The following is a 24951-nucleotide window of genomic DNA, read 5'->3' as shown; positions in this document are numbered from 1 at the left end:
GCGGCCTCCGGCATGACGGAAGCATTCGGCAAGGTCGGCACGGCGATCGGCGACGTCCTGACCGGCCTGGTGTCCTACGGCGCCGAGCAGGCGCGGCTGGCACAGGAAGAGCAGGACCGTCTGAAGGTGCTGGACGGATCCACCATCGAGGGCGCGAAGGCGCGCGCGGCGGTCGAGCGGCAGTACGCGATCCGCAGTGCCGCTGACCGGGTGTCGGGCTACGCGACGATGACGAACGCGGCCAAGTCGATGTTCTCCGAGCACAGCCGGATCTATAAGGGCCTGCAGGCGGCCGAGATGACGTTCCGCGCCGTTCAGCTCGCCATGTCGATCGCGTCGATGATCCAGAATGGCGTCGAGATGGGCGTGACCGTCGCCAACGCCGGCGTGAAGGCAGCGGCCGAGGGCACGGTCGGTGTCGCCAAGCAGAGCCAGCTACCCTTCCCCGCCAACATCGCGGCGATGGCAGCGACGGCGGCTGCCCTGGTCGGGATCGGCGTTGCGATCCTCGGCGGGGGCAGCAGCAAGAACACATTGCCCAAGGCGAACGAAGGGACCGGCACCGTGCTGGGCGACACGGCCGCGAAGAGCGAGAGCATTCAGCGGTCGATCGACATGCTGGGCGAGATCAACGACGCCACGCTCGGCGTCAGCCGCGGGATGCTGTCGTCGCTCCGCTCGATCGAGAGCAGCCTGGGCGGGCTGTCGTCGCTGCTCGTCCGCGCCGGCAACATTGACGCCAGTGGCGGCGTGAACGAGGGCTTCAAGACGGACGCGGTCGGATCGCTGCTGAGCAAGATCCCGGTGATCGGCGGTCTGCTCGGCAACCTTTTCGGTAGCAAGACTACGGTGGTCGCCAGCGGCCTGTACGGCGACAGCCAGTCGGTCGGCGACATCCTGTCCGGCGGGTTCGACGCGTCCTACTACAGCGACGTCGAGAAGAAGAAGAAGCTGTTCGGGCTGACCACGTCGACGAAGTACAGCACCAGCCTGACCGGTGCGGACGCCGGGATCGAGGACCAGTTCACACTGCTGCTGCGGCAGTTCTACGACACGATCGGCGCTGCGGCGGCGCCACTTGGCCAGTCGCTCGACGCCGTGCAGGATCGCCTGCTCGGCTTCACCGTCGATATCGGCAAGATCGACCTGAAGGGCCTGACCGGCACCGAGATCCAGGAGAAGCTGGAGGCGGTGTTCGGCGCGGCGGCGGACGGCATGGCGGAGGCCGCGATCCCCGGCCTGTCGCGCTTCCAGCAGGTCGGCGAGGGCGCGTTCGAGACGCTGGTGCGGGTCGCGTCCACGGTCGAACAGGTCGATGCGGTGTTCCAGCGGCTGGGCGTGACGTCCGGCACGATGGGCGTCGATATCGACATGGCGGTCGCCGGGCTGTTCGATAGCGTGTCCGACTTCACCGGGGCGGCGGACGCCTACTTCCAGGCGTTCTATTCGGATGCCGAACAGGCCGCTGCGCAGACCGCGCAGATGGGTCGCGCGTTCGCGGGGCTTGGGCTCGCCATGCCCGAAACGCTGGCCGGATACCGGGCGCTGGTCGACGCGCAGGATCTGTCCACGGCTGCAGGGCAGCAGATGTACGCCACGCTGATCCAGCTGGCGCCGGCGTTCGCCGACTTGAAGGGGGCGCTCGACGGTGCGGCGTCGGCGGCCGCGATCGTGCGTGAGCGCGAGGACCTGCAGAAGCAACTGCTCGATCTGGCGGGCGACACCGCCGCGATCCGGGCGGCGGAGCTTGCCAAGATCGATCCGAGCAACCGCGCGCTGCAGGAACAGGTCTGGGCGGTCCAGGACGCACAGCAAGCCGCCAAGGCGGCCGAGCAACTGCGCGATGCGTGGAAGGGCGTCGGCGCCAGCATCATGGACGAGGTGAAGCGGATCCGCGGTCTGAACGATGCTAGTGGCGGCGGGACGTTCGCGTCGCTGATGGGGCAGTTCAACGCTGCGAACAGTGCCGCGCAGGGCGGCGACATGGATGCGGCGAAGAGCCTACCGCAGCTGTCGAAGTCACTGCTTGATGCCGCGGCGCTGGCGGCGACCAGCCGGCAGGAACTGGACCGCGTCCAGGCTGAGACGGCCGCGATGCTGGAGGCGACCTATGGCGCGATCAATGGGCTCCGCGGCACGGACGCCGCGGACGGTGCGATCCCAGCGGCGCTGACCGCGGCGTCGTCGGACGCGAGCGGCAGCACCAGTCCGACCGCGGACCTCGTGTCCGAGGTGAAGGCCCTGCGTGAGGAGGTCGCCATGCTGCGCGCCGATACCAACAGCGGAAACGCAACGATCGCCGGCAACACCGGCCGAATTGATCGCCGTCTGGAGGCCGTCACGGCTCCGAACGGAGGTGAGGCGATCAGCGTCACGGGTGTCGCCGCATGAGGGTGGTGACGCCTTCAGGCGAGAGTATCGCCCTCGGCACGACCGAGACCGGCGCCACGATCGGGATCATCGACTATAGCCGCCGGGTCACCGACGACTTTGGGGTCACGACGGTCGTGGAGCGCGGGTTTGCGCGCAAGATGTCGGTGCGCCTGGCGGTGCCCTCCCCTGACGTCGATAGTCTCCAGCGTCGGCTGGCCGACCTGCGCGCAACGTCTGCGCTGTGGGTGGCCGACGAACGGTTCGCGAGCCTGCAGGTCCAGGGGTTCTACAAAGACTTCCAGGTCGATCTGCCGGGCACGTCGGTAAGCTTCTGCTCGATGTCGATCGAAGGCATAGCGTCGTCGGCCGCGGCGGCCGATGCGGGCGGAGATCCGGCGCCGAACGATCGCGCGTCGACGTTGCAGCTACTCCAGCCTGCCACGGTGACGGACGCAGTGCTGACGGTCAGCAGCGTGCCGGAGACCGACGCCCCGGCGTGGGATGCCGAAACGACTTATCCGATCGGTGCGCGCGTCATCCGCGGATCCACTCACCGGATCTACGAGAGCCTCGCCGCCGGCAATCTCGGCAACGATCCGGCGACGCCGGCCGGACGCTGGCTGGACCTCGGCCCGACCAATCGCTGGGCGATGTTCGACCAGGCGCTCGGCACGATGACGACGGCAAACGGCGCGATCGTTGTAACGCTGGACGCCGGGGTCGCGGGCGCGATCGCGCTGCTCGACGTGAAGGCCGCGACGGTGCGGGTGCAGGCGCTTGGCTACGATCGGACGGTCCCTGCCGCCGCCGACACTATTACCTTCCTCGATCTGCCCGCTGGCCCGGTGAACGTGCGGATCAGCGGCGACGGCGCGGTTTCGGTCGGCACGATGCTGATCGGGCGGTGTGTGGGGCTGGGCATCACCGAGGCGTCGCCGACTGCCGGCATCACGGACTTCAGCCGCAAGGTCGTCGACGACTTCGGCGAGGTCACAATTGTCGAGCGCGCATGGGCCAAGAAGATGACCGCCAAGGCGCTGATCCGCACGGACGCGCTCGACGTCGTCGCTAACCGGATCGTGGCTGTCCGCGCGCGGCCGTGCCTGTGGATCGGCCAGTCCGGGCTCGACAGTCTGACGATCTACGGGTTCTTCAAGGATTTCTCGGTCGAGGTGGCGGACGGCGTCAGCAAGCTGAGTCTGTCGATTGAGGGGCTGAGCAAGGCAACGAAGCTGGCGCCGATCGAAAGCGCTGTCGATTGGGAGGCCGTTCGTGATCCGACCGGTACCAAGCCGGACGACAACGCGACGAACACCGCAGATCCGCTGTCGCCGTTCGGACCCGACGGCACGGTCGCGGATGCCATCAGGCAGGTTGCCGCCGGGGCCGAGGCGGTTGCCGCGGCCCACGACAGGATCGACGTCGTTCGCGAAGATGCTGATGCCCTGGAAGAGCAGGCTCACGCCACAATTGTCGCGGCGTTGCAAAGCACGTTGCTCGCGAATGCGGCAGCGATCCGCGCCGAAGAGATGGGCATGCTGGCCGGCCAGAAGGTCAAGCTGGTCCTGCGTCAGGAAACGATTGACCGGCGGGAAGGCGAGAACACCATCCGCAAGACAATCCGGTTGCTCGGGGTCGTCTCGCCGGACGGATCGGCGTTCATCCTTGACCTGGATCAGGTGATGATCAGCCCAACGCAGAGCTTCGCCGGCCGGCTTGTGCAACTGACCGCCGATTTCCAGGGCGAGCTCGATAGCAAGGCCTCGGTAACCCAGTTGTCCGAAGCGGTTGCCGGGGAGAGCGAGGCGCGCGCGTTGGCTTTGCAGCAGGTCGTGGCCGAACTGGACGGCAAGATCGACGCCAAGGCCAGCGTTACCGACGTACAGCAGGCGTTCGTTGATCAGGCCGCCGCGGTCGCGGAGGCCATTCGTCTTGTGCAGACCGACTTTGGGGACGCGCTCGCGACCCGCGCAACAGTGTTGCAGCTGCAACAGGCGGTCGCGACCGAGCAGGAAGCGCGCGCGTCCGACCTGTCGATCGTGAATGCCCGGTTCCGGAACGGCAGCCCCAACCTCCTCGATAATCCCGATTTCACCGAGGAACTGGATTTCTGGCTCTCGAGCGGCGCCGGAAACTGGGACGTGATCTACGGGTTCGGGGTCGGGACCTTCGTTCAGACGGACGACGTTGCATCGATTTATCAAGACGTCAGCGTGCAGCCCGGCAACGCCTACAGCTTAAGCCTGGAAGCCGACCCGGACGACATGGCGACGACGAACAGCACGGTCGAATGGATCAACAACGCCGGCCAGGGGATCAGCGAGGCGGTACGGATCCAGACTGACGGATGGTCGCGGTTCGCTTCGCCGCCCGTGGTCGCGCCAGCCGCGGCGTCAAAGGCTCGCGTCCGGCTCAACAACGTGGTTGCGGGCAAGACCCAGCGAGTGACGAGGGTCCAGTTCCAGCAAGGTGGGGCCACCAATTTCCAGCCGTCGCTCGGCACGAAGGCGGGTGTCCGCCGGCTCGATCGCGCGATTGCGACAGAGAGTGAGGCCCGCGCCGACGCCCTGTCCGAGGTTACTGCCGAGCTGCAGGGCGACATCGATAGCAAGGCATCGGTCACCGACCTGAGCACGGCGATCGCCGGTGAGCAGGAAGCGCGCGCGCTGGACATCGAGAGCGTTGAGGCATCGATCGACGGCCAGAAAGGTCGGATCGACGACCTTCGCGAGGTGATCGTCGATGCGGACGGAGCCGTTAGCACCAAGGCCGTTCTAAGCCTCGACGCCAACGGCAAGGTGGTTGGGTACACAGCGACCAATGATGGCACGAAGGGCGATCTCGTCTTTTCGTTCGACAGCGTTACATTCCTGAAGCCGGACGGCACGCCGTTGTTCGTCCTTGGCTCCGATGCGGACGGCGATGGTAATCCCAACGACGTCTACGCGCCGAGCTTAGTCGTCGACACGATCAAAATCCGCTCGGTCGGGAAGGATGCCCTCGACTTCGGCTCCACCGGTCAGATGTCGCTCTACGATCGCGCGGCATCCAACGACAACAGCCAGGCGACGTTCACCGGGTTCATGGGTGTCGGCATCGTGAGCCGCGACGGGTCGCCCATGACGGGCTTCGTGTCGTTCCATGCCCAGAACATCGGCAACCCGGCAGGCGCTGCTTATTACCGGATCGTCCGAGTGCAGGATGGGCATGTCGTTTGGGGCGGAGCCAATGGGCTGCCGATGGCTGTGTCTACTGTCGGGGGCATGATGGCCTGGGGCTTCTCGGACAGCGTGCCGATGGCGGCGGAGGCGCAGTACGACGTGCAGGTGCGCTGCACCGGCGGCGCCAACATCCGGTCGTCCGCGCGCCACGAAGAGGTCACCGAGCGCGTCCGCACGGCCTTTACCCAAATCTGGATCAGCGCGCCGCCTGGCGAAGGCCCCGGCGCGGGCGCTGGCGGCGGCGGTCAGATCAACGGCGATGACGCCGGCGATGGCGGCACGACCGGAACGACGACCAACAACCCAAGCGGCGTCGGTGGGCTGCGTCAGAAGCAATTCGAGGAAATCCCATGAGCATCGCGACTATCCCGTCTGAGCTTCTCACCGGCGTCACCGATCTGATCGCGCGGCAGGGTGGCGTTGTGGGCAGCAACGGCGACTTCTATGCCGGGACGTTCGACGATCCGGACAGTTTCGACGCCAATGGAGGCAAGGCCGGGCCGCTCGGCTACTACCCGATGGAGACGTTCGACGGCCGGACGATCTATTTCCCATGCCTCGACCGGTTTACGAAAATCGCGGCGTCGATCGTCGGCCTCGACGGCAACCCGCAACTGGCGATCCCAGGATCGACCGTCACGTCCAATGCCCGCGAGTGGGTCTATTCGGGCGCGGTGATCCGTGACGACGCTGTCTCGCAGACCGTCCCCAACAGCGGGTTCAGCTCCAAGGTCAACGGACAGAACATCGACCTGCACTTCGGCGGCCCGACTGCCCGTGGCGGGCGCCATGCGATCAAGGGCTCGCTGTTCCAGCGCGCGCCGACCGCAGCGGACAATCCGGATCGGAACTTCGTCGGGCTGCAGGGGCAATGCCAGACTTTCACGGGCGATGGCGGCACCCCGTCCGCTCCGCTCGGCGCGTTTTTCGGCATGTCGTCGATTACCCAGATCGAGGGTAGTGCGATCGGGGTATTCAACGCCACGGCGTTCGAAAGTAACTGCGTCACGATAGCCGGCAGCACTGTCCAGTATCGCAGCGGTATCCAGATCGCGGACTATGTGCAGACGCGCGGTGCAGTAATCGACGCCGCGCTCAGCATCTCGGGGATCGTCGGCCCGAACCTTGGCGCCCGGTACGGCATCCACGTCGGCGCGCAGAACGGTGGCAATCCGCTCGGTAGCGATAGTTCGCTGCTGCGGCTCGACGACACGCCGGTGCTGGCCAACGGTATCGACATGCGGAACACCGCCTTCACCGGGTCGGTGTTCCGGACGCAGAACAGCGATTGGACCGACGGCAACCTGTCCTTGTACAATCCGAACGCTGGCCTTGAGCTGGGCTCGCTGTCGCTCGCCGGCAAGCCGCACATCGACTTCCACAGCAGCGGGACGAACGTCGATTATGATAGCCGTATCGAAGCGGAGGGCGGCAACGGCGGGGTTGGCAACGGCGCGATCTCGGTTCGGTCGATCTGGTTCGGGACGCACACGCATCTGCCGCTCGTCGATGCAGGCTATGATCTTGGCTCGGCGATCCGGCGTTGGAACAACAGCTACTTCGCCAACAACCCGACGGTGGGCTCGGACGCCCGGCTGAAGCACACCCGCGGCCCGATCATCGAAGCCGAGAAGGCGGTCGCGCGGGGGCTTCCATTGGTCGTGTTCCAGTATCTCGACGCTGTCGCCGCTAAAGGCGAGGACCATGCCCGACTGCACTTCGGCATCATCGCCCAGGACCTGATCGCAGCGTTCGAGGCCGAGGGGCTCGACTGGCGCCGGTACGGCGTCATTGGCGAGGATCCGGTGATGGAGCCGTTCGAAGTTCGCGAGATGATTGACGAGCCGGTGACGGAAGAGGTCATCGAGGACGACGAGCGTGTTGAGGTCGTCGACGGTGTCGCCACCCTGATCCGCGAACCGGTCACCCGGCGCGTTCCCGTCGTCGACCACCTGCCGATCGTCGACACGGACGGCAACCCCGTCATGCTGCCGGCGATCGGGCCGCGCACGATGCCCGGCGAGCGCGGCTGGATCGGCCGGATACTTCGCGGTCCCGCCGAACCGGTCGTGACGATCCCGGGCACGCCCGCGCGGCAAGCCACCTATCAGCGTCCGCGCACGCAGAAGGTCGAGCGGGTCGTGCGAACGGAGACGCGACCCCAGCTGGACGCCGAAGGTCAGCCGGTGACGCGCTACTCCGTTCGGTACGAGCAGCTGGCCGTGATGTTACTTGCCGCCCTCCGCGACGCTTGATCACAGACCGCGGAACCCCCGCGCCGCCGGCGTAACTCAAGGAGCACCCACCATGAAGACGAACCCCGTCGCCGGCCTTGTGCCGGTGCGACCCCAGGCGTGCGTCCTGTGACCGATCCTTCCGTTGTCCATGTCGTCGGGGTCACCGCAGTCTGGATCATCTTCCTTTCTGCACTCCGGTTCATCGCTGTAAGCGGGCACGGCCTAAAGCCGGTATTGCTTTGCCTCAAGCGGGTCGCGCGTTCGAGGAACGCTACTTGGGCAGACCGACGCCGCTGGTTCAGCCAGAGCCTGGACGCGCAATATGCCGACCTCATCATCGCGTTGACGACGCGGTGGTCCGGTCTGCTTCTGTTTGGCGGCATGACGCTGATTGGCGTTGGGCTGTCGTTCGGCAGCGTCGGTGACGTCGCGCAGCTGGTGGCACGCTTGCCGGGCCGTTGGGATGCGTTCGACCGAAGCATGGATTTCGCGGGCGCCATCGCTCTATCGCTAGGCATGTCGGCGATGCACGCGGCCGTCACGCGCAAGCGATCGCTTAGCGTCTACGTCAGCATCGGTTTCGCGGTGATGGGCCTCGGCATCGGCATCGTCACCGCGGTGCGACCATGAAGATCCCTGATACGTGGTGGGTGTTCGCGCTGATGGTGTTCGCTGTCGCGTCCGGTCAGATCGGCCGGCTGGGTCGCCGCATGGAACAAGACCTGCCCGTCGGCCGCAAGCAGATCATGGTCGAACTAACGATGCTGCCGGCGTTCGGTGCGCTGGGTGGCGCGCTGGCCGCCGAATATGACTGGCCGGTCTACTTCATCCTCGGCGCTGGCATCGCCGCCGGGTGGACCGGGTTCGGCACTTTCCGGCTGATCGTCGGGGCGGTGCGTGCTGCACTCAAACAGCCGGACGACAAGCAGGCCTGATAGAATGCCCCGCCGGCGGTTCCTGGGGGGGGTGCCGGCGAGGACTACGCGGCTGTTCGAAGGACCGCGGTGCCGCTTCTATAGCGAAGAAAATTCCACTGGCACCTCCCCGATGCGCTTACTCGCGCGTCGCGGAGAATCAGCCCGCCGACAAGCAAAGCTGAGGGGATGCCCCGCCGGCGATTCCTAAGGGTGGTCTCGCCGGCGAGGACTACGCGGACACCCGAACAGCCCGCGATGTATTACTTATAGCAGAGGAAAACTCATCGGCACCACCCCGATCCGCTTCCGCGTGTAGCGCGATCATGCAGCCGGATGAGAAGCAGGGCTAAGTTGCCCTGCCAGCCAGGCTTGGGGACTCGCTGGCAGGGACTGCGCGGAAGACCGACTCAACCGCGGTAAGTGGATGGTACGTCCTGATTATTAGAAATCACAACATGAATTAACCCCGCCGGCCGGAAGAACCGTCGCCGGCGGGAGTGCGGCAAGTCGGTTACCGCACTCGCGATAGATGCACAGCATTAGATTAACTTAGAGCGAACGCATTCCAGTTTTTCATGTCGGGTTCGGTCCGCTGGCCGGAAGCCGTTGCCAGCGGACCTACGGCAAGTCGGTTACCGTGCGACAACACTCGCTGCCATGCAGCAAGCAGTTCTTGTCCTGAATTAAGACTTTCGTTGAAAGTTTTAGTTCTGCTGTCTAATTCTTACAATCGGAGACCAACATGAGCATCATTCTCGGTGCGCGATCTCTCGCGCGCCTCATCGGCGTGCATCCCGACCTGGTCCGTGTCGTGAAGCGCGCGGCGCTGATGGCCCGGTCGACCGAGGACTTCACTGTCTTGGAGGGCGTCCGTTCGGATCAGGACGCCTATGCGAACTGGGGCAAGGGCCGCACCGTGGCGCAGCTCGCGGCGAAGGGCGTCCCGGCCAGCTATGCCAAGCCCAAGCTGGCCAAGGTCACTTGGCTGTCGAACCCGCTCTCGACAAAGCATCGGAAGCAGAAAGACGGGTTCGGGCACGCGGTCGACCTCGCACCATTTCCCGTCGACTGGTCGCTGACGCCGAGCAACATGGCGCGGTTCGATCGAATGGCAAAATTGCTGTTCGCCGCTGCTGAGATCGAGAGCGTCGAAATCCGGTGGGGCGCGGATTGGGACGGCGACGGCAAGCCGCGCGAGAAAGGCGAAGGGGATTCACCGCACTTTGAACTAGTGATATAACCGCCATGAACTTCAAACACGGTCACGCCCGAAAAGGTCAGGTGACGCGCCTGTTCAATATTTGGCGCGGCATGATTAAACGATGCAACCCGAATTCCAATCCTCATGCAATCCGCCGTTACGCCGCCCGCGGAATAACAGTTTGCGCGGGATGGAGAGAATTTGAGCCTTTTCGTATCTGGTCGATTGCCAACGGGTACTCAGACGAACTTACGATAGAGCGCGTTGATAACGACCGCGGTTATTCGCCGAACAACTGTCGGTGGGCAACCTTCCAAGAGCAGTGCCGGAACCGCAGAACCACGAACTGGATCGAAGTGGGCGGCGACCGGAAGCCGTTAGTCGCATGGCTGGAAACCACCGGCGTCACTAGGGCTGCCTATCACGCCAGAATTGCTAGAGGGTGGGAGGAATCCCGCGCGCTTGGGCTGCGAGGGTAGCGGCCCGCACTTCGAGCTGGCACGTTGATGGCGCCGAATTCTCCGCAGGGCGTAGGTCCCACGCCGATGATTCCGGCGTCCGCACATGGATTCGCAGTCTGGTCGCATGCCGGCTCAACTTTCGCGTCGGGCCTGACCGCTCCGAAGAGAATACGGTCACCAGCAAACGACGGATCTTGTTTCGCTCTTAGTACCGTGAGGCTATGCCCTATCGTTGAACTAGTGGAGCGCGGCGCGCCAGACTCAGCATTTGCTACTGCTGCTCAGGGGTCGCAACGTGGCGCCTCGATATTGCCCGCCAACCCCTCGCCGTGTGCCCGAGCGCCCAAGATTCAAGGCGGGGCAACGGAGCTTGCGCCCCGGCGATTGCCTTTTTGTATTTAAGGACATGCTTCTCAACACAGTGCCAAGAAAAAAGGGCGCAAAGAAAACTCGCTGGCAAAGTGATGAGTACGTTGATCCACCAGTGTCGCAACTCGGGGTAGTACGAAACGGCCTGCTGGATCGGGTAAGCGTACAAATAAATGCCGTAGGAGTAATCGCCTGACGCGATTATCTTGTTCTTAGGCGGGTTGGTCATTCCAAGATAGACGGTTAGATAAGCAATTAGCGGCGGGGTCAACATTGAACTTTCGTTCCAACCGAGCAAAGCAACCGAAACCACGGTGCATGCGAGGAAGGCGGGTAAGGAGAGCTTGATCCGATCGCGGTAGAGGTAGATCGATACACCCGCCAAGAAGCACACGATCAGCGCCCGAGCGTCGATCGCTCGGAGCACCACTGGCTCCGTCTGGATCATCGCCCCGGCGAACATTGCGACGCACGTCAGCGAGGTGATCGCCACAACGGCGGCACGCATCTTCACAAGCCGGGTCACCATTAGAAATATGAGCGCCAGATAGCACTCTAGCTCGTAGGGAATTGTCCACAGCGACATGTTGACCGCCGTCGGGTCAGGGTTGGACTGAAACACCCCCGGTAGTTGGTAGTGGATGCGGCCGAGGATATTGGCAAAGTAGGTCCACGTAGCGCGGCTGCTTAGGTACTCGGCCAGCGGAAGGGTCGTGAAGACGGTGCCAATAATTAGGGCGGAGATGATTACCTCGACGGTCAGCGCCGGCAGCAACCGCAAAGCACGCAGTAGAACGAACCCGACGGTTGTTCCTGATCGGAAGATGCTGCCGGCGACCAGAAAGCCGCTGAGGGCGAAGAACATTGGCAGGATCATACGGACAACGGAGCCAAGCAACGTATCCCATACCAGCGCAGACTCGACGGTGCGACCATAGCTCGTCACAACCGCATGGAAGAGAAGCACCGCGACGGACAACCCGATGCGGAGATAGTCGAACCCTACTGGCGCGCGCAGCTCCTCCAAGCGCTTGCCGATGGTCTGTCCGTTCATGACAACTCCCGTTCGCAGTTAAACATCGGCTGGAATCTGCTTAGCGGATGATCTCGCATCTGCGGCAGGCTGTATGGCCACGGCTGCGAAAAAGATCGAGTCGTTTTATTAACAAGCTGCTAACCACGTGTGGCTGATCGCGCCTGCTCGTACATCACTGCTTTCCTACACGCACCCGCCGCGTCATTTTTCCGTCCTGTTCCAAAGGACGATTCGTGGCGCACCGGTTCGACATTTCCCTTACCGACTACCTGAAGGGCGCGACGCACCTGACGATCAGTTGCACCTCGATCGCGCGGTGCGGTCGTTCAACGACGATATTGACCGCGGACCTGGTTGCACGCCTGCCACAGGCGCGGACGATTCGGGACTTCCAGCGGAAGCTAGTATGCCAGCGCTGCGGATATCGCGGTTGGTCGGAGATCAGCCCGGCCGGTCGGGGCTAGGCTTCGTCTGGACCACGCTCCGGCGGATCTAGGACCCAGGTTCCCCGCACGACCGTCGCCTTCACGCCGCAGCAACGAGCGACAGCGCGCAGGGGCTGCCCTTCGGCTGTGGCAAGGATTAGCCAGTCGTGGCCGGTCTCGTCGCACTTCATCGGCGGTGGTAGATCGTCGGACTTCATGCGTCTGCAAGCGCGTGGGCCGCCCCGGCAGTTCCGAGTCCGCCGTGATGTTGACCGCCACGGCATCGAACCATTAGCTTTGTGAATGCCGCTCTTTTCGCAATCGCACGTTCGAGCTAGAGCGCATCCGATATGTCCGTTTTTGCCTATGCCCGATCAGGCAGTGCCCACGTGGACCTGTCTGTCCAGATCACCAGCCTGAAGGAAGCGGGCTGCGCGGACATTGAGATAGACCGGGGACACAGCCGACACCCGCGCGATCTCCGACGACGTGCAGCACTTCTTGAGTGTTTAAAGCCAGGTGACACGGTGGCGGTCTATGAGCTCGAATGCCTTGCCGTCCACGGTGCCGATCTTGTGGCGACGATTGCCCATATTCGCTCGCGGAGCGCGGATGTGCGGACGACTGGTTTGCCCGGCGTGAACAACCTTTGCGGCGCCACGCTTGACGCGATTGCCTCGGCTGGCGCCGCTTATGCGAACCGTGGGTCAGAGCGAAAAAACGTCCCCCCTTGCCGGCCCGGTCGGTACACCATTCTCGGCCCAGCCGATTGGCCGCAGGTTCAGAAGGACTGCGCTGCCATGAGCATGACCGCCGCGGCAAAGCGGCATGCGGTCAGTCGAACGACGTTCTACAATTACATTCGTCGGATGCGCGGTCTCACCGACGGCGGGGCGGCTGACCGTTCCGACTAAGACAGCAGATCGTTGATCAGCAGGATCGTCCCGATCCGTGCAAGAAGGTCGATAACTCGCTGCACCATCAGACTGAGTCCCAAATCACCCACGTCCTGCTAATCACGACACCGCGCTTACCGCAACATCGCGTGGTGCGAGGACTACGCGACCCCGTCGGGCCGCTCCATATGCAGTGTCATTGACCAAGGTGCATCCCGCGGATAGCCAGCGGGAATGTCCAGCATGGAGATCATCTTGAGCGACACGAAGCCAGCGCCGCCGGCTGCGGATTTCGCGTTTGAGATTGATTTCAAAAAAGGAGAAGGGTCGGCGTCGCGCGTGTTCGCCGCCACTCACGATTTTATTAAGGCCTGCGAGGCGCTCGACGCCGAGCTAGTCCAGTCGATCGACGCCAGCATCGAAACAGTCATGATGCTCGAAGACATCGAGATCGGCTCAATCAAGACTTGGCTTCGGACTGCCCTCCTTTCAGTGAACGACGACGCGCTGAAGGATATGGACTGGAAGAAGCAGGTAGGCAGCTATCTGGTGAAGGCAAAATACGCGGTCATCAAGTGGACCGAGACTGAGGACGCACCACAGCGCCTTCCCGACTTACGTCGGGAAATACAGCGGATCGCGGCGGAAACCGATGTCCGCCACCTTCCAGATTATTCGCCTCCTTCGCCTAACGCGCTGGTCAACGCGATGCGGGATATCCAGCGCACGAAAGCGCATCTGATCGAAGGCGATCGCGCAACGATGATCACGCCGAACGGGGAGGTGGAGATGAGGCTCTCGCTCCGTTGGCCGCTCGAAGATATCGAAGCGCTGGCCGTCGCGCGGACTCTTTCCCAGCCCGCGTCGCCCATGATCCTCGCTGTAAAAAAACCGGACTATCTTGGGACCAGCCGGTGGGATCTACGGCACGGGAAGCGAACGATCCAAGCCAAAATAGAAGACGAGCCGTGGCTCCGCCGTTTTCAGCAGCGTGCGGTCGATGTTCGGCCGGGGGATGCCCTGCAATGCACGGTTCGCATTGAGCTGCTCTATGGGCACGACAACGAGTTGCTTCAGGAGCGCTACACAATCCTGTCCGTCGAAGAGGTGCTCGTTAACCGGTTTGTTATCGACGAACTGCCGTTCGATGAACCGGACTGAAGCCTCAGTGCCGTGTACGTCGCCCGGAAGTTCCATTATCCGACAACTGGTCGACGCGATCAGCAATCCGCATCCACATATCGACGCTGCTCATATCTCCGACCAGCGAAAGCACACCGACCCGCTCAGCGATATGAAAAATTACGCGATCGCCGTACTGTGACATCACCTTCTGCGCGCAAGCCCAGATGTCGCGGTCTGGAAGCAAGCTGCGAGGCGCCACGCCGTCATTACCCATCATCGCGGATCACAGCAGGAGTACCGAGGCTTCTCTCGTCCGTTTGCAGTGATGCCGCGATAGCTAAGAGGGCAGCATAGGATGACACGGATATCCGCGTCACATCTGCCGCATCGCTCGTAGCATACTGGACGTCAGCAGCCTGATCGACGAGAGCGGCCGCTTCTGCGACGGTTAGGATCGACCGCGCACACAGCTCGTGAATCAAACTTTCAATCAGCAGCAATGCCGCCGAACCGTGGCAGTCGCACGATGGAGACGATCGATATGGCGGTGTCAGGTCGTTGCTGCCCATAAGCATGAGGGCACCCTCTCTACACGCAGAGCGTCAATTGCTCTCAGCCATCGCCACCTAGGAAACTCTGCCGACGATGCTCTACTTTACCTGTTTCAAGACCAGTTTTAATGATGTGGGATAAGGGCGCGATACTTATTCGCCGGCCACGCCCACAATTATCAACAAAACTTCTCATTCAACGTATCGGGACCTATCCTGAACTTCACTCTGGTCCGCTAGAAACGGTAGTTGATCACCGCAAAACGGTTCACTTCGTCCCGGCCTGGCGCGTCGGGAACACTGGCCCACGCACTGTCATGCGGTCCGCGTCATAGGGACGTTGCAGGCTGACAATGTCGTCGTAACTGCCAGTCAGCCAGCGCTCCCAGTCCGCCTCTTCAAGCACCGTGATCATTGCCTTCGGATGGATCGGCGCGACTAGTTCGTTTGGATCGCACGTCGCCATTGAGAAACCGTTTCCCTTCGCGGACGCCTGCCAGAAGCCGGCCACCGCAAACACGGGCTGGTCGGTAACCGCAAACCACATCTCCCCTTTCAGCGGCTTGCCCCCGCCGACGTCGTGAACGTCCGGCGTCCATTCGCAAAACTCGGTTAACGGGATCAGGCACCGGTTTTCCGGTCGTTCCGCCAGACGCCGCCATTGTGGCAGGCCGAGCTGGCGGACATTGGTCATGGGCCATCTTCCACCACCGCTCAGCACGTCCCAAGCCATGACGTCCAAGCCGCGGCCGCGGTCATCGCGGCGTACGACCCAGGCACGCGAGCGAGGGACCAGCTCCTGCGGATGAAAGCGGTTGTCCATCGGACGGGCGGCAAGCCACTTCGTGCCGAAGCGTTCAGCGATCGTCTCTGGTTCGCCGGCCATGCGGGCTCGGTTGCACATCAGCTATCCCCTTGGTGATCGAAGCCCCGTAAGGGGCAAGTCAATGCCGCGTACGCTGCCGCGCGTGCCCATGATCCGAAAGTTGGTCAACCCGATCGGCGATCCGCTTCCAGGTCTCGACGCCGGCCACGTCGCCGTCGAGTGCCAAAGTAGCCACCCGCTCCGCAATGTGTTCAGGTGCGTGGTGGCCGTGCTCTTGTATAACCTGCTGCGCGCAGGCCCAGAGCTCCCGTTCTATCAGGACCGGTGGCCTGTTACTCAAGCCCCCTCCGATTGAACTCTTCAGTCGCGAACCGGCGCGTCTCTTCCTGGTCGTCAGCCATCAGTGTGCGCACTGCGTCATCAGTTAGCAGGCTCATCAATTGTCGAGCCGCGATGCCAGCTTGCTTCTTCGCGAGCAGGTGATCAAAATTCGGAATGTCGCCGCGATCGGTCAATAGTGCATCCAATCTGCCTCGGCGTCATCCACGGCTTCGAACATATCGCCCTCGGCCATAGTGTCGCGGAGCCGTGCGCGGACATCCTCGGGGCTGCCCATGCGCGGGAACTTTGGATCAGACCGAGCGGCCGTCGCCAAGTCACCCACCCGGCCCTCACGGTCCTTCTGTAACAGCAGCCAAGCGCCGAAGGTTTCGCCGTTGTCGTTCGTGTCAGCCATCCCCCTGCTCTGTTCGCAGGACAGGAAGATACTCCGACATCATTTCGCGATATTCTGGGATGACCGCTAGCTGACAATGGACATAAGTTGGGTCCAGACCATCCCTGACCGTCATTAACGTCACGTACCGAAAAAGCTCCAAGATGCGCGCCTGTGAGGTCCACAGCGACCACATGGCACAGCCACCCAGTGTGACGGCGTGTTCAAAGTAGCGCGTCGTGCGATCCGGCTCCGCGCGGTTCTCCACCGTCAGCGTCCCACGAAGGTGCTGATTATCTGGGCCGCCGTACGCGACCGGCGTCCAAAAAATATTCGCATCCACCAACGGCACGTCGACCATACTCGCGGCCCCGCCCCTGGTCCCGGTGTCAGTCATCCGCCCCCCGTCCTCGAGTCGCTAGCATGGTATAGTCGTCGGGGAGCGGATAGCAGTCGTAGGTTAAGGACTTCTATCCTGGGGGCATTTGAGGGGGCATCTCGCTAGACTACCGATCTAGGAATGACGGCAAACCGCCATTTATCCCGTTCCATGTGATAGGTGCCGGGCCCACCAGCGCTAAAACCGATATGCGATGCGCAGATAGGTTCGGGCAAAGGCGTACGATTACGTATTAGCCATTCGCGCCCGACAATAGTGACTTTGCCCGGAAGAACAGCCCGGCAAAAACCATTACGATTTTGTCACATACTCTTCACAATGCCGCGTTAGCCCTGCGTTCGGTAAGAAAACGATCCGATCCCGCAACTGGAAACGCGCCCTGGCTGGCCCGACGGATCGACCGTCGTCGCCCCCATTGTGGTCGTCGCGTCCCGTTGGGGCTCGGACTTCAAGGGATGAGTGGCCATGGACCTTTCAAACTATACGCGCGTCGCCACTTACGACCTGCCGGAACCCACGCGGACGACCGCCCCGACCGGCAACCTGCTGGCGCAGGAGGCTTCTGGCGTCGCCTATAACCGCGACACCAACACGCTGTTTATCGTCGGCGACGGCGGCACCTCCGTCACGCAGGTCAGCCTGACCGGCCAGTTCATCGACGCCATGACCCTCGCGCAGGGCAGCAGCCCGCAGGGCACGACCTTCTACGACAGCGAAGGCATCACCTATATCGGCGGCGGCAAGTTCGTCTTCACCGAGGAACGCACCCGCCAGGTCGTCGAATTCACCTACGCCCCCGGCACAACGCTGACGCGCGAAGCGGCGCGCACCGTCGATCTCGGCACCGACATCGGCAATGTCGGTCTCGAAGGGCTCAGCTACGATCCGCTTACCGGCGGCTACATCGTGGTGAAGGAAAAGGATGCGCTCGGCATCTTCCAGACCAATATCGATTTCGCGGCCGGCACGGCCACGAACGGCTCGGCGACCACGGTCAACTCGACCAACCTGTTCGATCCGGCCCGCATCGGCACGACCGACCTGTCGGACGTCTATGCGCTCTCCAACTATGCCGGCGCCGTCGGCACCGCGGACGAAAGCCGCCTGCTCGTCCTGAGCCAGGAATCAGGCCGGATCGTCGAGGTCGGACGCGACGGCACCGTCTACAGCTCGCTCCAGCTCGTCGCACCCGCGACGCCCAGCGGCATCGATCTTGCCGCAATGACGGTCGAGGGCATCACCGTCGACAGCGCCGGCCGGATCTACCTGGTCAGCGAAGAGGGCGGCGGCGACATCGATCACCCGCAGCTCTGGGTCTACGCGCCCACCACCACCGGCGGCGCAAACCTCGCTCCCACCGGCGTGACGCTCAGCAACCCGACCGCCGCGCTGCTTGAAAACAGCAACACCGCGGACCGCATCAAGGTCGCCGATATCGCGGTCGCCGACGATGGCCTGGGCACGAACCAGCTCACCGTGACCGGTGCCGACGCCGCCGCGTTCGAACTGTCCGGCAACGCGCTGTATCTGAAAGCCGGCACCACGCTCGATTTCGAGACGAAGGCCAGCTACTCGGTCGCCGTGAACGTCGACGACACGACGGTCGGCGCCACGCCGGACGCCAGCGTCGCCTACACGTTGAACGTCACCAACATCGTCAACGAGGCCGCCGCCGGCACCGTCGCGATCACCGAGGTCGCCCCCTGGGCCAGCAGCAGCCGCTCCGGCGCGGACTGGTTCGAACTCACCAACACCGGCTCCACCGCGATCGACGTCACCGGCTGGAAGTTCGACGACAACAGCTACTCCTCGACCAGCGCCGTCGCGCTGTCGGGGGTCACCACCATCGCCGCCGGCCAATCCGCCATCTTCCTCGAAGGTGGCGCAGCACAGATCGCGACGTTCGCCAACATCTGGTTCGGCGGCACCGTGCCCGCCGGTGTCCAGATCGGCACCTACACCGGCGCGGGTGTCGGCCTGTCGAACGGTGGCGACGCCGCCAACGTGTTCGACGCGGCCGGTACGCTGAAGGCCAGCGTGACGTTCGGCGCCTCGCCCAGCGGCCCCTACGCCACGTTCGACAACGCCGCGCAGATCAACAGCACGTCGCTGGTCAACCACGCGACGATCTCGACCTTCGCCACCGCGGGCACCAACGGCGCGTTCGTCGCGCCCGGGGACGCCACCGAAACCGGTTCGCCCGGCACGATCGGCGGCGTCGCGGCGCCGGTCAACCGCGCACCCAGCGCGATCGGCCTGACGGGTGAGATCACCACCCTGCCCGACACGACGAGCACCGACGCCCGCGTCAAGATCGCCTCCGTCATCGTCACGGACGACGGCCTCGGCACCAACGGCCTGACGCTGTCCGGCGCCGATGCCGGTGCCTTCGAAGTCGACGCGACCGGCCTCTACCTGAAGGCTGGTCAGGATCTCGATGCCAATGTGAAGGCGCGCTACGACGTCACCGTCAACGTCGACGACGTCACCGTCGGCACGACGCCGGACGCCAGCGTGCGCTTCTCGCTCGATCTGACCGCCAACACGACCGGCCAGTTGCGCATCACCGAAGTCGCTCCCTGGTCCAGCGGCAACAGCCCGGTCCAGGCCGACTGGTTCGAAGTGACCAACACCGGCACCGCCGCGGTCAACATCACCGGCTGGAAGTTCGACGACAGCAGCCGCGCCTTCGCAAATGCCGTCGCATTGAGCGGCGTCACCAGCATCGCCGCGGGTGAATCGGTGATCTTCCTCGAAACAGCGACCGCCGCGACGACGGTGCAGAGCTTCATCGACACCTGGTTCGGCGGCACCGCACCCGCCGGGCTCCAGTTCGGCACCTACACCGGCGGCGGCGTCGGCCTGTCGACCGGCGGCGATGCCGTGACGCTCTTCAACGCCTCGGGCGTGGTCCAGGCCAGCGTCACGTTCGGCGCGTCGCCCGCCGGCCCGTACCCGACGTTCGACAATGGCGCGGCGCTCGACAACGCCACGATCGCAACGTTCAGCGCCGACGGCGTCCGCGGTGCCTTCGCCGCCGCCCGCGACGGCGCGGAAATTGGTTCGCCCGGCACGATCCTGACCCCCGAAACGGTCGGCATTACCGTCACCGGCACCGAGGGCGCAGACGGCATCGGCGGCACCACCGGGTCGGACACGCTGATCGGCCTCGGCGGTGACGACGTGCTGATCGGCGGCACCGGCAGCGATCGCATGTCCGGCGGCGACGGCGCGGACTATCTCGACGGCGGCGACGGCGTCGATCGCCTCGACGGCGATGCCGGAAACGACACGCTGCTCGGGCAGGCCGGCAACGACACGCTCATCGGTTCCGGCGGCCTCGACCGGCTGTCCGGCGGTGCGGGTGCCGACTATCTCGACGGCGGCGACGATGCCGATCGTCTCGACGGCGATGCCGGTGACGACATCCTGCTCGGCCAGAACGGCAACGACACGCTGATCGGCAGCGATGGCATCGACGTCCTGTCGGGCGGCGAGGGTGCCGATTATCTCGACGGCGGCGCCGGCAACGACCAGCTCGTCGGCGATGCCGGCGACGACATCCTGCTGGGCCAGGCCGGCAACGACACGATGAGCGGCGGGGCGGGCAACGACTATTTCGATGGCGGCGCCGGCAACGACTATATCGACGGTGGTGCCGGCAACGACACGATCGTCGCCGGTCTCGGCAACGACATCCTCATCGGTGGCGAAGGGCGCGACACCGTCGCGCTCGCCGGCAGCGTCGTGGATTTCAGCTTCCAGTCGATCAGCGGCGGCTTCTCGGCAACCAACCTGGCCACCGGCGCCGTCACGCAGGTCTTCGGCGTCGAAGAAGTCACTTTCGCCCTCGACCTCATGCTCCCCACCCCGGTGACCTCGCTCGACTACGTCGCAGGCTGAGGCCGCAGGACGCGACTGCCGGTCCACGGATCGGCAGTCGCGTTTGCTTTCAGACCGTTCTGAAACGTCGCCTGGTGGGTCAAACTTCGTCAGCAGCACAGCAGGCCCGGCATGAAAGCCGTAGACGCTGTTGGCGTAACCCGTTGCCGCTAGAAATGGCGTGTATGCCGCATCGCGCGGACGGTCGCCGTGCCAGGCCCTCGTCGAACACGTCGTCTGGACTGCGACGAGTCCGCCGAACACACGCCCAGCCCTTTGGCCGACAAAATCAATCCCGGAATATCGCGCCTGTCGCGACGCTGGTAGCGGTGCCGGACACCACGAGCCTCGCGCCTACGCTTGCCAAAGCGCCTCGCAGCTAACCTTCAACTCGCGCGCCAGGCGTGTCGCGACCAACATGACGAGCCGCTGCGCTTCGAAACGCTCCGGCTACAAACAAGTTTTACGCCAAGGTCCAGGATCACCCCCGCCCAATCAGCTCGAAAGCCAAGCACTCTCCGCGTCGTCGACCGCTTCGAACATGTCGCCTTCCGCCATCATCTCGCGCAGGCGGCCGCGGACCGCTTCCGGATCGCCGGCCTTCGGGAATTTCGGGTCGGATCGCGCCGCCTTGGCCAGATCACCGACCCAGCCCTCGCGGTCCTTTTGCTGCAGCAACCAGCCGCCGAACGTCTCGCCCTGATCATTCGTCATCCGCATGGTGCCTTTCCGGTCCGCAATCGGCCAAGCCTACCACCCGCGCACCGCGCCGTCGCCCCTTCAGGCGTTCTCCGCCTCGGTCTCCATCACCGCGAACGGCAGCCGCAGGACGAACCGCATCTCCTCGATCACCAGGCTCCCGCCCGCCGCATTGGCCAGGTTGCGGATCAGCCGCAGCGAGAAGCCGAGCCCCAGCAACGGCCCGTCCGGCCAGTCGCCGTCCGGCGCATAGCCCGGGTCGAGCAACGCGCGCTCATCCCGCCCCGCCAGCCGGCGCGGACGCGACACGGTGAACAGCACCCCGCGCACCCCCTCGGGCTCCAGCGTCACCGCCACCCGCTCGTCGCGCTCCGCCAGCCCGACCGCGGCCGCCACCAGGCGCGACACCATGCGGTCGAACACGACGCCGTCGCCGCACCGTCCGTCCAGCCCCGGCGTAATCATCAGGTCGATCGCGGACACCCCGTCCGCGCCGGCATGACGCGCGACGATGTCCGCCAGCTGCGTCGCCGGGTCGATCCGCCCACCGCCGAGCGTCAGCCGCTCCGCCTCGATCCGCGCGGCCATGTCCAGATCGTCGATCGCCGACACCAGCCGCCGCCCGTCGTCCGAAATCGCACCGGCTCTCGCCCGATAATTCTCGCCGACCGGGCCGAGCATCTCCGCCGCGATCATGTCCGCAAACCCGACGATCGCGTTCAGCGGCGTCCGCAATTCATGCACCAGCTGTCGCAACGAATCGGGCGCCATTGATACGCCCAGCATCGCGGCGTCGCGCGGTGCCGCCACCGCGATCTCGTCCGCACGCGGCCGCCGCGCGGTTCCGCGATAGCCCAGAAAGCGCCCGTCGACCGGCGCGAACAGCGGCACCGCCGAAATCCGCCAGTCGCCCGACGCCGGCCCCGCCCCGGCCACCGACAACCGCGCGTCGCGGAACGGACTGCGCCGGCGGAATGCGCCCGCGACATGCCCGTCCACCCCGTGCCCGGCATTCAGCGCAGCGGCCCGCGCAAGCGTCTCGCCGACGATCGCCTCGCGCGGCGCGCCCTCGATCCAGACGATCACGCCGTCCGCCCCTGCCTCGAACCGGAAAGCCGTCGCGGGCGGCGCGGCCGGCGTCGCCACCGGAAACGGCCGCTCGCGACGATAAGCATCGATCCGCTTGACCAAGTCGCTGATCGACACCCCGATCGGGTTGGCCGCGGCTTCCGGCGCACGCTCGATCGCCGCAACCGTCGCCGGCGCCACGGGGACCACCGTATCAGCCTCGCCGTCGGGCGCGCCCAGCACTAGGTCGGTCGCCCCGAACGTCGCCAGCGCACGCCGCGTCTCGGCATCCAGGTCGCGGCGATGGCGCAACATGCCGCGCATCGTCGGCGACAACCTCGGCAGCACCGCGTCCCACGTCGCATCCGCCAGTCGCGCGGTCGACAAGATCGGCGCGGCGATCGCCGGCACATCCTCCGCGAACAGCAACACCAGCGCCGCGGGCAAACGCCGCCCCGCCAGCGACCGCGCACACCGCGCCCGAAGCTCGGCCGGCACCGCACTGCGGACCTGGCGCAGATAGGCATAACCGCGATCGGTGTTGCCGCCGCCGCGGCCCTGCGCGATCAGGTCGACCACCTGCCGCCACGCCGCCGATCGCGCGGCGTCGGTGGCCGGTCCCTGGTCCAGCACGGTGCCGATCATGTCGTCGTAACGCACCGGGGGCGATTCCTCGAATTACTGGCAGCGCTGCACTCAGGCCTGCCCTGCATGTCGGTAACCGGAACCGGACTCGGTGGGAACCGTGTATTTCACCCTGTCACATTACAGGACGATTCCAGTGACTTGATAGATTATTCCAATTCCGGGCCAGATAGGTATAGGCTGCCCACTATGGCCAATCGCTACCCCCTGGACTCGATCGACCGCACGATCCTGACGTCGCTGCAGGCGGAGGGTCGCATCACCAATGTCGACCTCGCCCGCCGCGCCGGCCTGACCGCGCCTCCCTGCCTGCGCCGCGTCCGTGCGCTGGAGGAGGCGGGAATCGTCGAGGGCTACCACGCCAAGCTCAACGCCGCCTCGCTCGGCTACGGCATCATGGTGTTCGCGCTCGTCTCCCTCCGGTCGCAGGCAGAGGAGGACCTCCGCGCTTTCGAAGCGCACATGGCCGCCCTCCCCCAGGTCCGCGAATGCCACATGCTCAACGGCGAAATCGACTTCATCCTCAAGATCGTCGCGCACGACCTCCAAGCGTTCCAACTGTTCCTGACCTCCGAACTCACCACCGCCCCGCACGTCGCCAGCGTCAAGACCTCGCTCACCATCCGCACCGCGAAAGACGAAAGCGGCATCCCCGTCGACCCGGAATAACCCCTAACAGTTCCCCGGCGAAGGCCGGGGCCTAGATACGACTGCGCCCCAAGCCTCTACCGCAACGTGACCCACGTCGGCGCATGATCCGACGCCTTCTCCTTCCCCCGCGTCGCCTTGTCGACGCCTGCATCGACCAGCCGGTCCGCCGCCATCGGGCTCAGCATCAGGTGATCGATCCGGAACCCCGCATCGCGCGCCCATGCCCCCGCCTGATAATCCCAGAACGTATAGACCGGCCCGCTCGGATGCCGCGCGCGGATCGCGTCGGTCCAGCCCTGGAACCGCAACCGCCGGAACGCCGCCTGAGACTCCGGTTGCAGCAACGCATCGCCCGCCATCGCGCGCACCGAAAACGTGTCGTCATGCGTGCTCGTCGGGATGACGTTATAGTCGCCCGCCAGCACCACCGGATGCTCGGTCGCCAGCAACGACGCGGCATGATCGATCAGCCGGTCGAACCAGGCGAGCTTGTAGTCGAACTTCGGCCCCGGCTGCGGATTGCCGTTGGGCAGGTAGATCGACGCGACGATCACGCCGTCCACCGCCGCCTCAAGATACCGGCTGTGCGTCGGGTCCGGATCGTCGGGCAGGCCGCGCTGCGTCTCCACCGGGTCGGTCCCGCGCGCCAGGATCGCGACGCCGTTGAACCCCTTCTGCCCGTGCCAGATCGCGCCATACCCGGCGGCCCGGATCTCGGCCTCGGGGAAACTGTCGTCCTGCGCCTTCAATTCCTGCAGGCATGCGACGTCGGGCTGCGTCTCCTCCAGCCATTCGAGAAGCCGAGGCAGACGCGCACGCACGCCGTTAATGTTGAAAGTCGCGATCTTCATCGGCACTGTCTAGCGTCCGGACCGCGCGAATGCAGCCCGTCTCAGACGGAAAAGCTGGTCCCGCATCCGCACCCGGACGCCGCGTTGGGATTGGTCACCCGGAACGCCGACCCGCCGAGCGAATCGACGAAATCGACCGCGCTGCCGCGCACCAAATCGAGGCTCATCGGATCGACCACCAGCGTGACGCCATCGCGCGTCGCCGCGGTGTCGTCGCTCTCGATCAGGTCGGCCAAGCCGAACTTGTACTGAAAACCGGCGCAACCGCCGCCGTCGACCGCCAGGCGCAGGATCGCCGGCTTGCCCTGCCGCTCCGCGATCAGGGAAACGCGCTTCGCAGCGGATGGGGTAAGGTCGATGTCAGCCATGGCGCAGAGATAAGCGCGGGCCACCCCCGCTGCA

21 protein-coding genes are annotated in these 24951 nt (G+C 64.6%); 10 read left to right on the top strand and 11 right to left on the bottom strand.

Translation table 11 applies throughout. The features are described 5' to 3' along the window. From ACFSGX_RS05810 to ACFSGX_RS05785, 6 genes are all read left to right on the top strand, one after another. Positions 1-2391: hypothetical protein (locus tag ACFSGX_RS05810; protein ID WP_380928168.1), on the top strand; the 2391-nt coding region annotated here is incomplete at its 5' end. Next, complete coding sequence (locus ACFSGX_RS05805) at positions 2388-5948, top strand: hypothetical protein (protein WP_380928166.1); 3561 nt, start codon at positions 2388-2390, stop codon at positions 5946-5948. The genes ACFSGX_RS05810 and ACFSGX_RS05805, both read left to right, overlap by 4 nt. Then, a complete protein-coding gene (locus ACFSGX_RS05800) occupies positions 5945-7849 on the top strand; it encodes a tail fiber domain-containing protein (protein ID WP_380928165.1) in 1905 nt (634 codons plus the stop codon). The genes ACFSGX_RS05805 and ACFSGX_RS05800 overlap by 4 nt, the downstream gene beginning before the upstream one ends. Positions 7850-7957: 108 nt before the next feature. After that, positions 7958-8461, top strand: coding sequence for a hypothetical protein (locus tag ACFSGX_RS05795; protein WP_380928164.1), 504 nt, complete (start codon positions 7958-7960; stop codon positions 8459-8461). Continuing rightward, the gene (locus ACFSGX_RS05790; protein WP_380928162.1) at positions 8458-8766 is read left to right on the top strand and encodes a hypothetical protein; all 309 of its coding nucleotides are present in this window, start codon (positions 8458-8460) and stop codon (positions 8764-8766) included. The genes ACFSGX_RS05795 and ACFSGX_RS05790 overlap by 4 nt, the downstream gene beginning before the upstream one ends. 724 nt (positions 8767-9490) lie before the next feature. Continuing rightward, positions 9491-9988 (top strand): M15 family metallopeptidase, encoded by a 498-nt coding sequence (locus ACFSGX_RS05785; protein ID WP_380928160.1) that lies wholly within the window; start codon positions 9491-9493, stop codon positions 9986-9988. Positions 9989-10681: 693 nt separating this feature from the next. Here the strand turns inward: ACFSGX_RS05785 and ACFSGX_RS05780 are convergent. Next, complete coding sequence (locus ACFSGX_RS05780) at positions 10682-11833, bottom strand: acyltransferase family protein (protein WP_380928159.1); 1152 nt, start codon at positions 11831-11833, stop codon at positions 10682-10684. 757 nt (positions 11834-12590) lie between these two features. Between ACFSGX_RS05780 and ACFSGX_RS05775 the strand changes: the two genes are divergently transcribed. After that, a complete protein-coding gene (locus ACFSGX_RS05775; protein WP_380928157.1) occupies positions 12591-13154 on the top strand; it encodes a recombinase family protein in 564 nt (187 codons plus the stop codon). Between the two features lie 225 nt (positions 13155-13379). Continuing rightward, positions 13380-14297 (top strand): LAPAL motif-containing putative phage structural protein, encoded by a 918-nt coding sequence (locus tag ACFSGX_RS05770; RefSeq protein ID WP_380928155.1) that lies wholly within the window; start codon positions 13380-13382, stop codon positions 14295-14297. 4 nt (positions 14298-14301) lie between these two features. Here the strand turns inward: ACFSGX_RS05770 and ACFSGX_RS05765 are convergent, their stop codons facing one another. The 6 genes from ACFSGX_RS05765 to ACFSGX_RS05740 all read right to left on the bottom strand — a co-directional run bounded on the left by ACFSGX_RS05765 (position 14302) and on the right by ACFSGX_RS05740 (position 16714). Continuing rightward, positions 14302-14538: a DUF6961 family protein gene (locus ACFSGX_RS05765; protein ID WP_380928153.1), complete on the bottom strand. Its 237-nt coding sequence runs from the start codon at positions 14536-14538 to the stop codon at positions 14302-14304. A 542-nt stretch (positions 14539-15080) separates the two neighbouring features. After that, positions 15081-15716, bottom strand: coding sequence for an SOS response-associated peptidase family protein (locus ACFSGX_RS05760; protein WP_380928151.1), 636 nt, complete (start codon positions 15714-15716; stop codon positions 15081-15083). A 40-nt stretch (positions 15717-15756) separates the two neighbouring features. Further along, positions 15757-15978, bottom strand: coding sequence for a DUF6961 family protein (locus ACFSGX_RS05755; protein WP_380928149.1), 222 nt, complete (start codon positions 15976-15978; stop codon positions 15757-15759). Then, positions 15971-16153: a hypothetical protein gene (locus ACFSGX_RS05750; protein ID WP_380928147.1), complete on the bottom strand. Its 183-nt coding sequence runs from the start codon at positions 16151-16153 to the stop codon at positions 15971-15973. Before ACFSGX_RS05750 ends, ACFSGX_RS05755 begins: the two co-directional genes overlap by 8 nt. Further along, positions 16150-16374 carry a hypothetical protein gene (locus tag ACFSGX_RS05745; RefSeq protein WP_380928145.1) on the bottom strand — a complete coding sequence of 75 codons (225 nt, stop codon included), beginning with the start codon at positions 16372-16374 and terminating at the stop codon, positions 16150-16152. The genes ACFSGX_RS05750 and ACFSGX_RS05745 overlap by 4 nt, the downstream gene beginning before the upstream one ends. Beyond that, a complete protein-coding gene (locus ACFSGX_RS05740; protein ID WP_380928143.1) occupies positions 16367-16714 on the bottom strand; it encodes a hypothetical protein in 348 nt (115 codons plus the stop codon). The genes ACFSGX_RS05745 and ACFSGX_RS05740 overlap by 8 nt, the downstream gene beginning before the upstream one ends. A 504-nt stretch (positions 16715-17218) precedes the next feature. On the opposite strand from ACFSGX_RS05740, the gene ACFSGX_RS05735 reads away from it, so the two are divergent. Continuing rightward, on the top strand, positions 17219-20656 hold the full coding sequence (locus ACFSGX_RS05735; RefSeq protein ID WP_380928141.1) for an SdiA-regulated domain-containing protein: 3438 nt from the start codon (positions 17219-17221) through the stop codon (positions 20654-20656). Between the two features lie 474 nt (positions 20657-21130). Here the strand turns inward: ACFSGX_RS05735 and ACFSGX_RS05730 are convergent, their stop codons facing one another. Continuing rightward, positions 21131-21355: a hypothetical protein gene (locus tag ACFSGX_RS05730; RefSeq protein ID WP_380928139.1), complete on the bottom strand. Its 225-nt coding sequence runs from the start codon at positions 21353-21355 to the stop codon at positions 21131-21133. 60 nt (positions 21356-21415) lie between these two features. After that, a complete protein-coding gene (locus tag ACFSGX_RS05725) occupies positions 21416-23062 on the bottom strand; it encodes a sensor histidine kinase (RefSeq protein WP_380928138.1) in 1647 nt (548 codons plus the stop codon). A 174-nt stretch (positions 23063-23236) separates the two neighbouring features. Between ACFSGX_RS05725 and ACFSGX_RS05720 the strand changes: the two genes are divergently transcribed. After that, positions 23237-23716: an Lrp/AsnC family transcriptional regulator gene (locus ACFSGX_RS05720; protein ID WP_380928136.1), complete on the top strand. Its 480-nt coding sequence runs from the start codon at positions 23237-23239 to the stop codon at positions 23714-23716. Between the two features lie 56 nt (positions 23717-23772). On the opposite strand, the gene xth is transcribed toward ACFSGX_RS05720, so the two are convergent. Continuing rightward, positions 23773-24549, bottom strand: coding sequence for an exodeoxyribonuclease III (xth, locus tag ACFSGX_RS05715; RefSeq protein ID WP_380928135.1), 777 nt, complete (start codon positions 24547-24549; stop codon positions 23773-23775). A gap of 41 nt (positions 24550-24590) precedes the next feature. Continuing rightward, positions 24591-24917 carry an iron-sulfur cluster insertion protein ErpA gene (gene erpA, locus ACFSGX_RS05710; protein ID WP_380928133.1) on the bottom strand — a complete coding sequence of 109 codons (327 nt, stop codon included), beginning with the start codon at positions 24915-24917 and terminating at the stop codon, positions 24591-24593. Positions 24918-24951 lie beyond the last annotated feature (34 nt).

The sequence above is a fragment of the Sphingomonas arantia genome (genome assembly GCF_042682045.1).
GTDB classification, from domain to species: Bacteria; Pseudomonadota; Alphaproteobacteria; order Sphingomonadales; family Sphingomonadaceae; genus Sphingomonas_R; species Sphingomonas_R arantia.
This window is presented reverse-complemented; position numbering and strand designations above follow the sequence as displayed.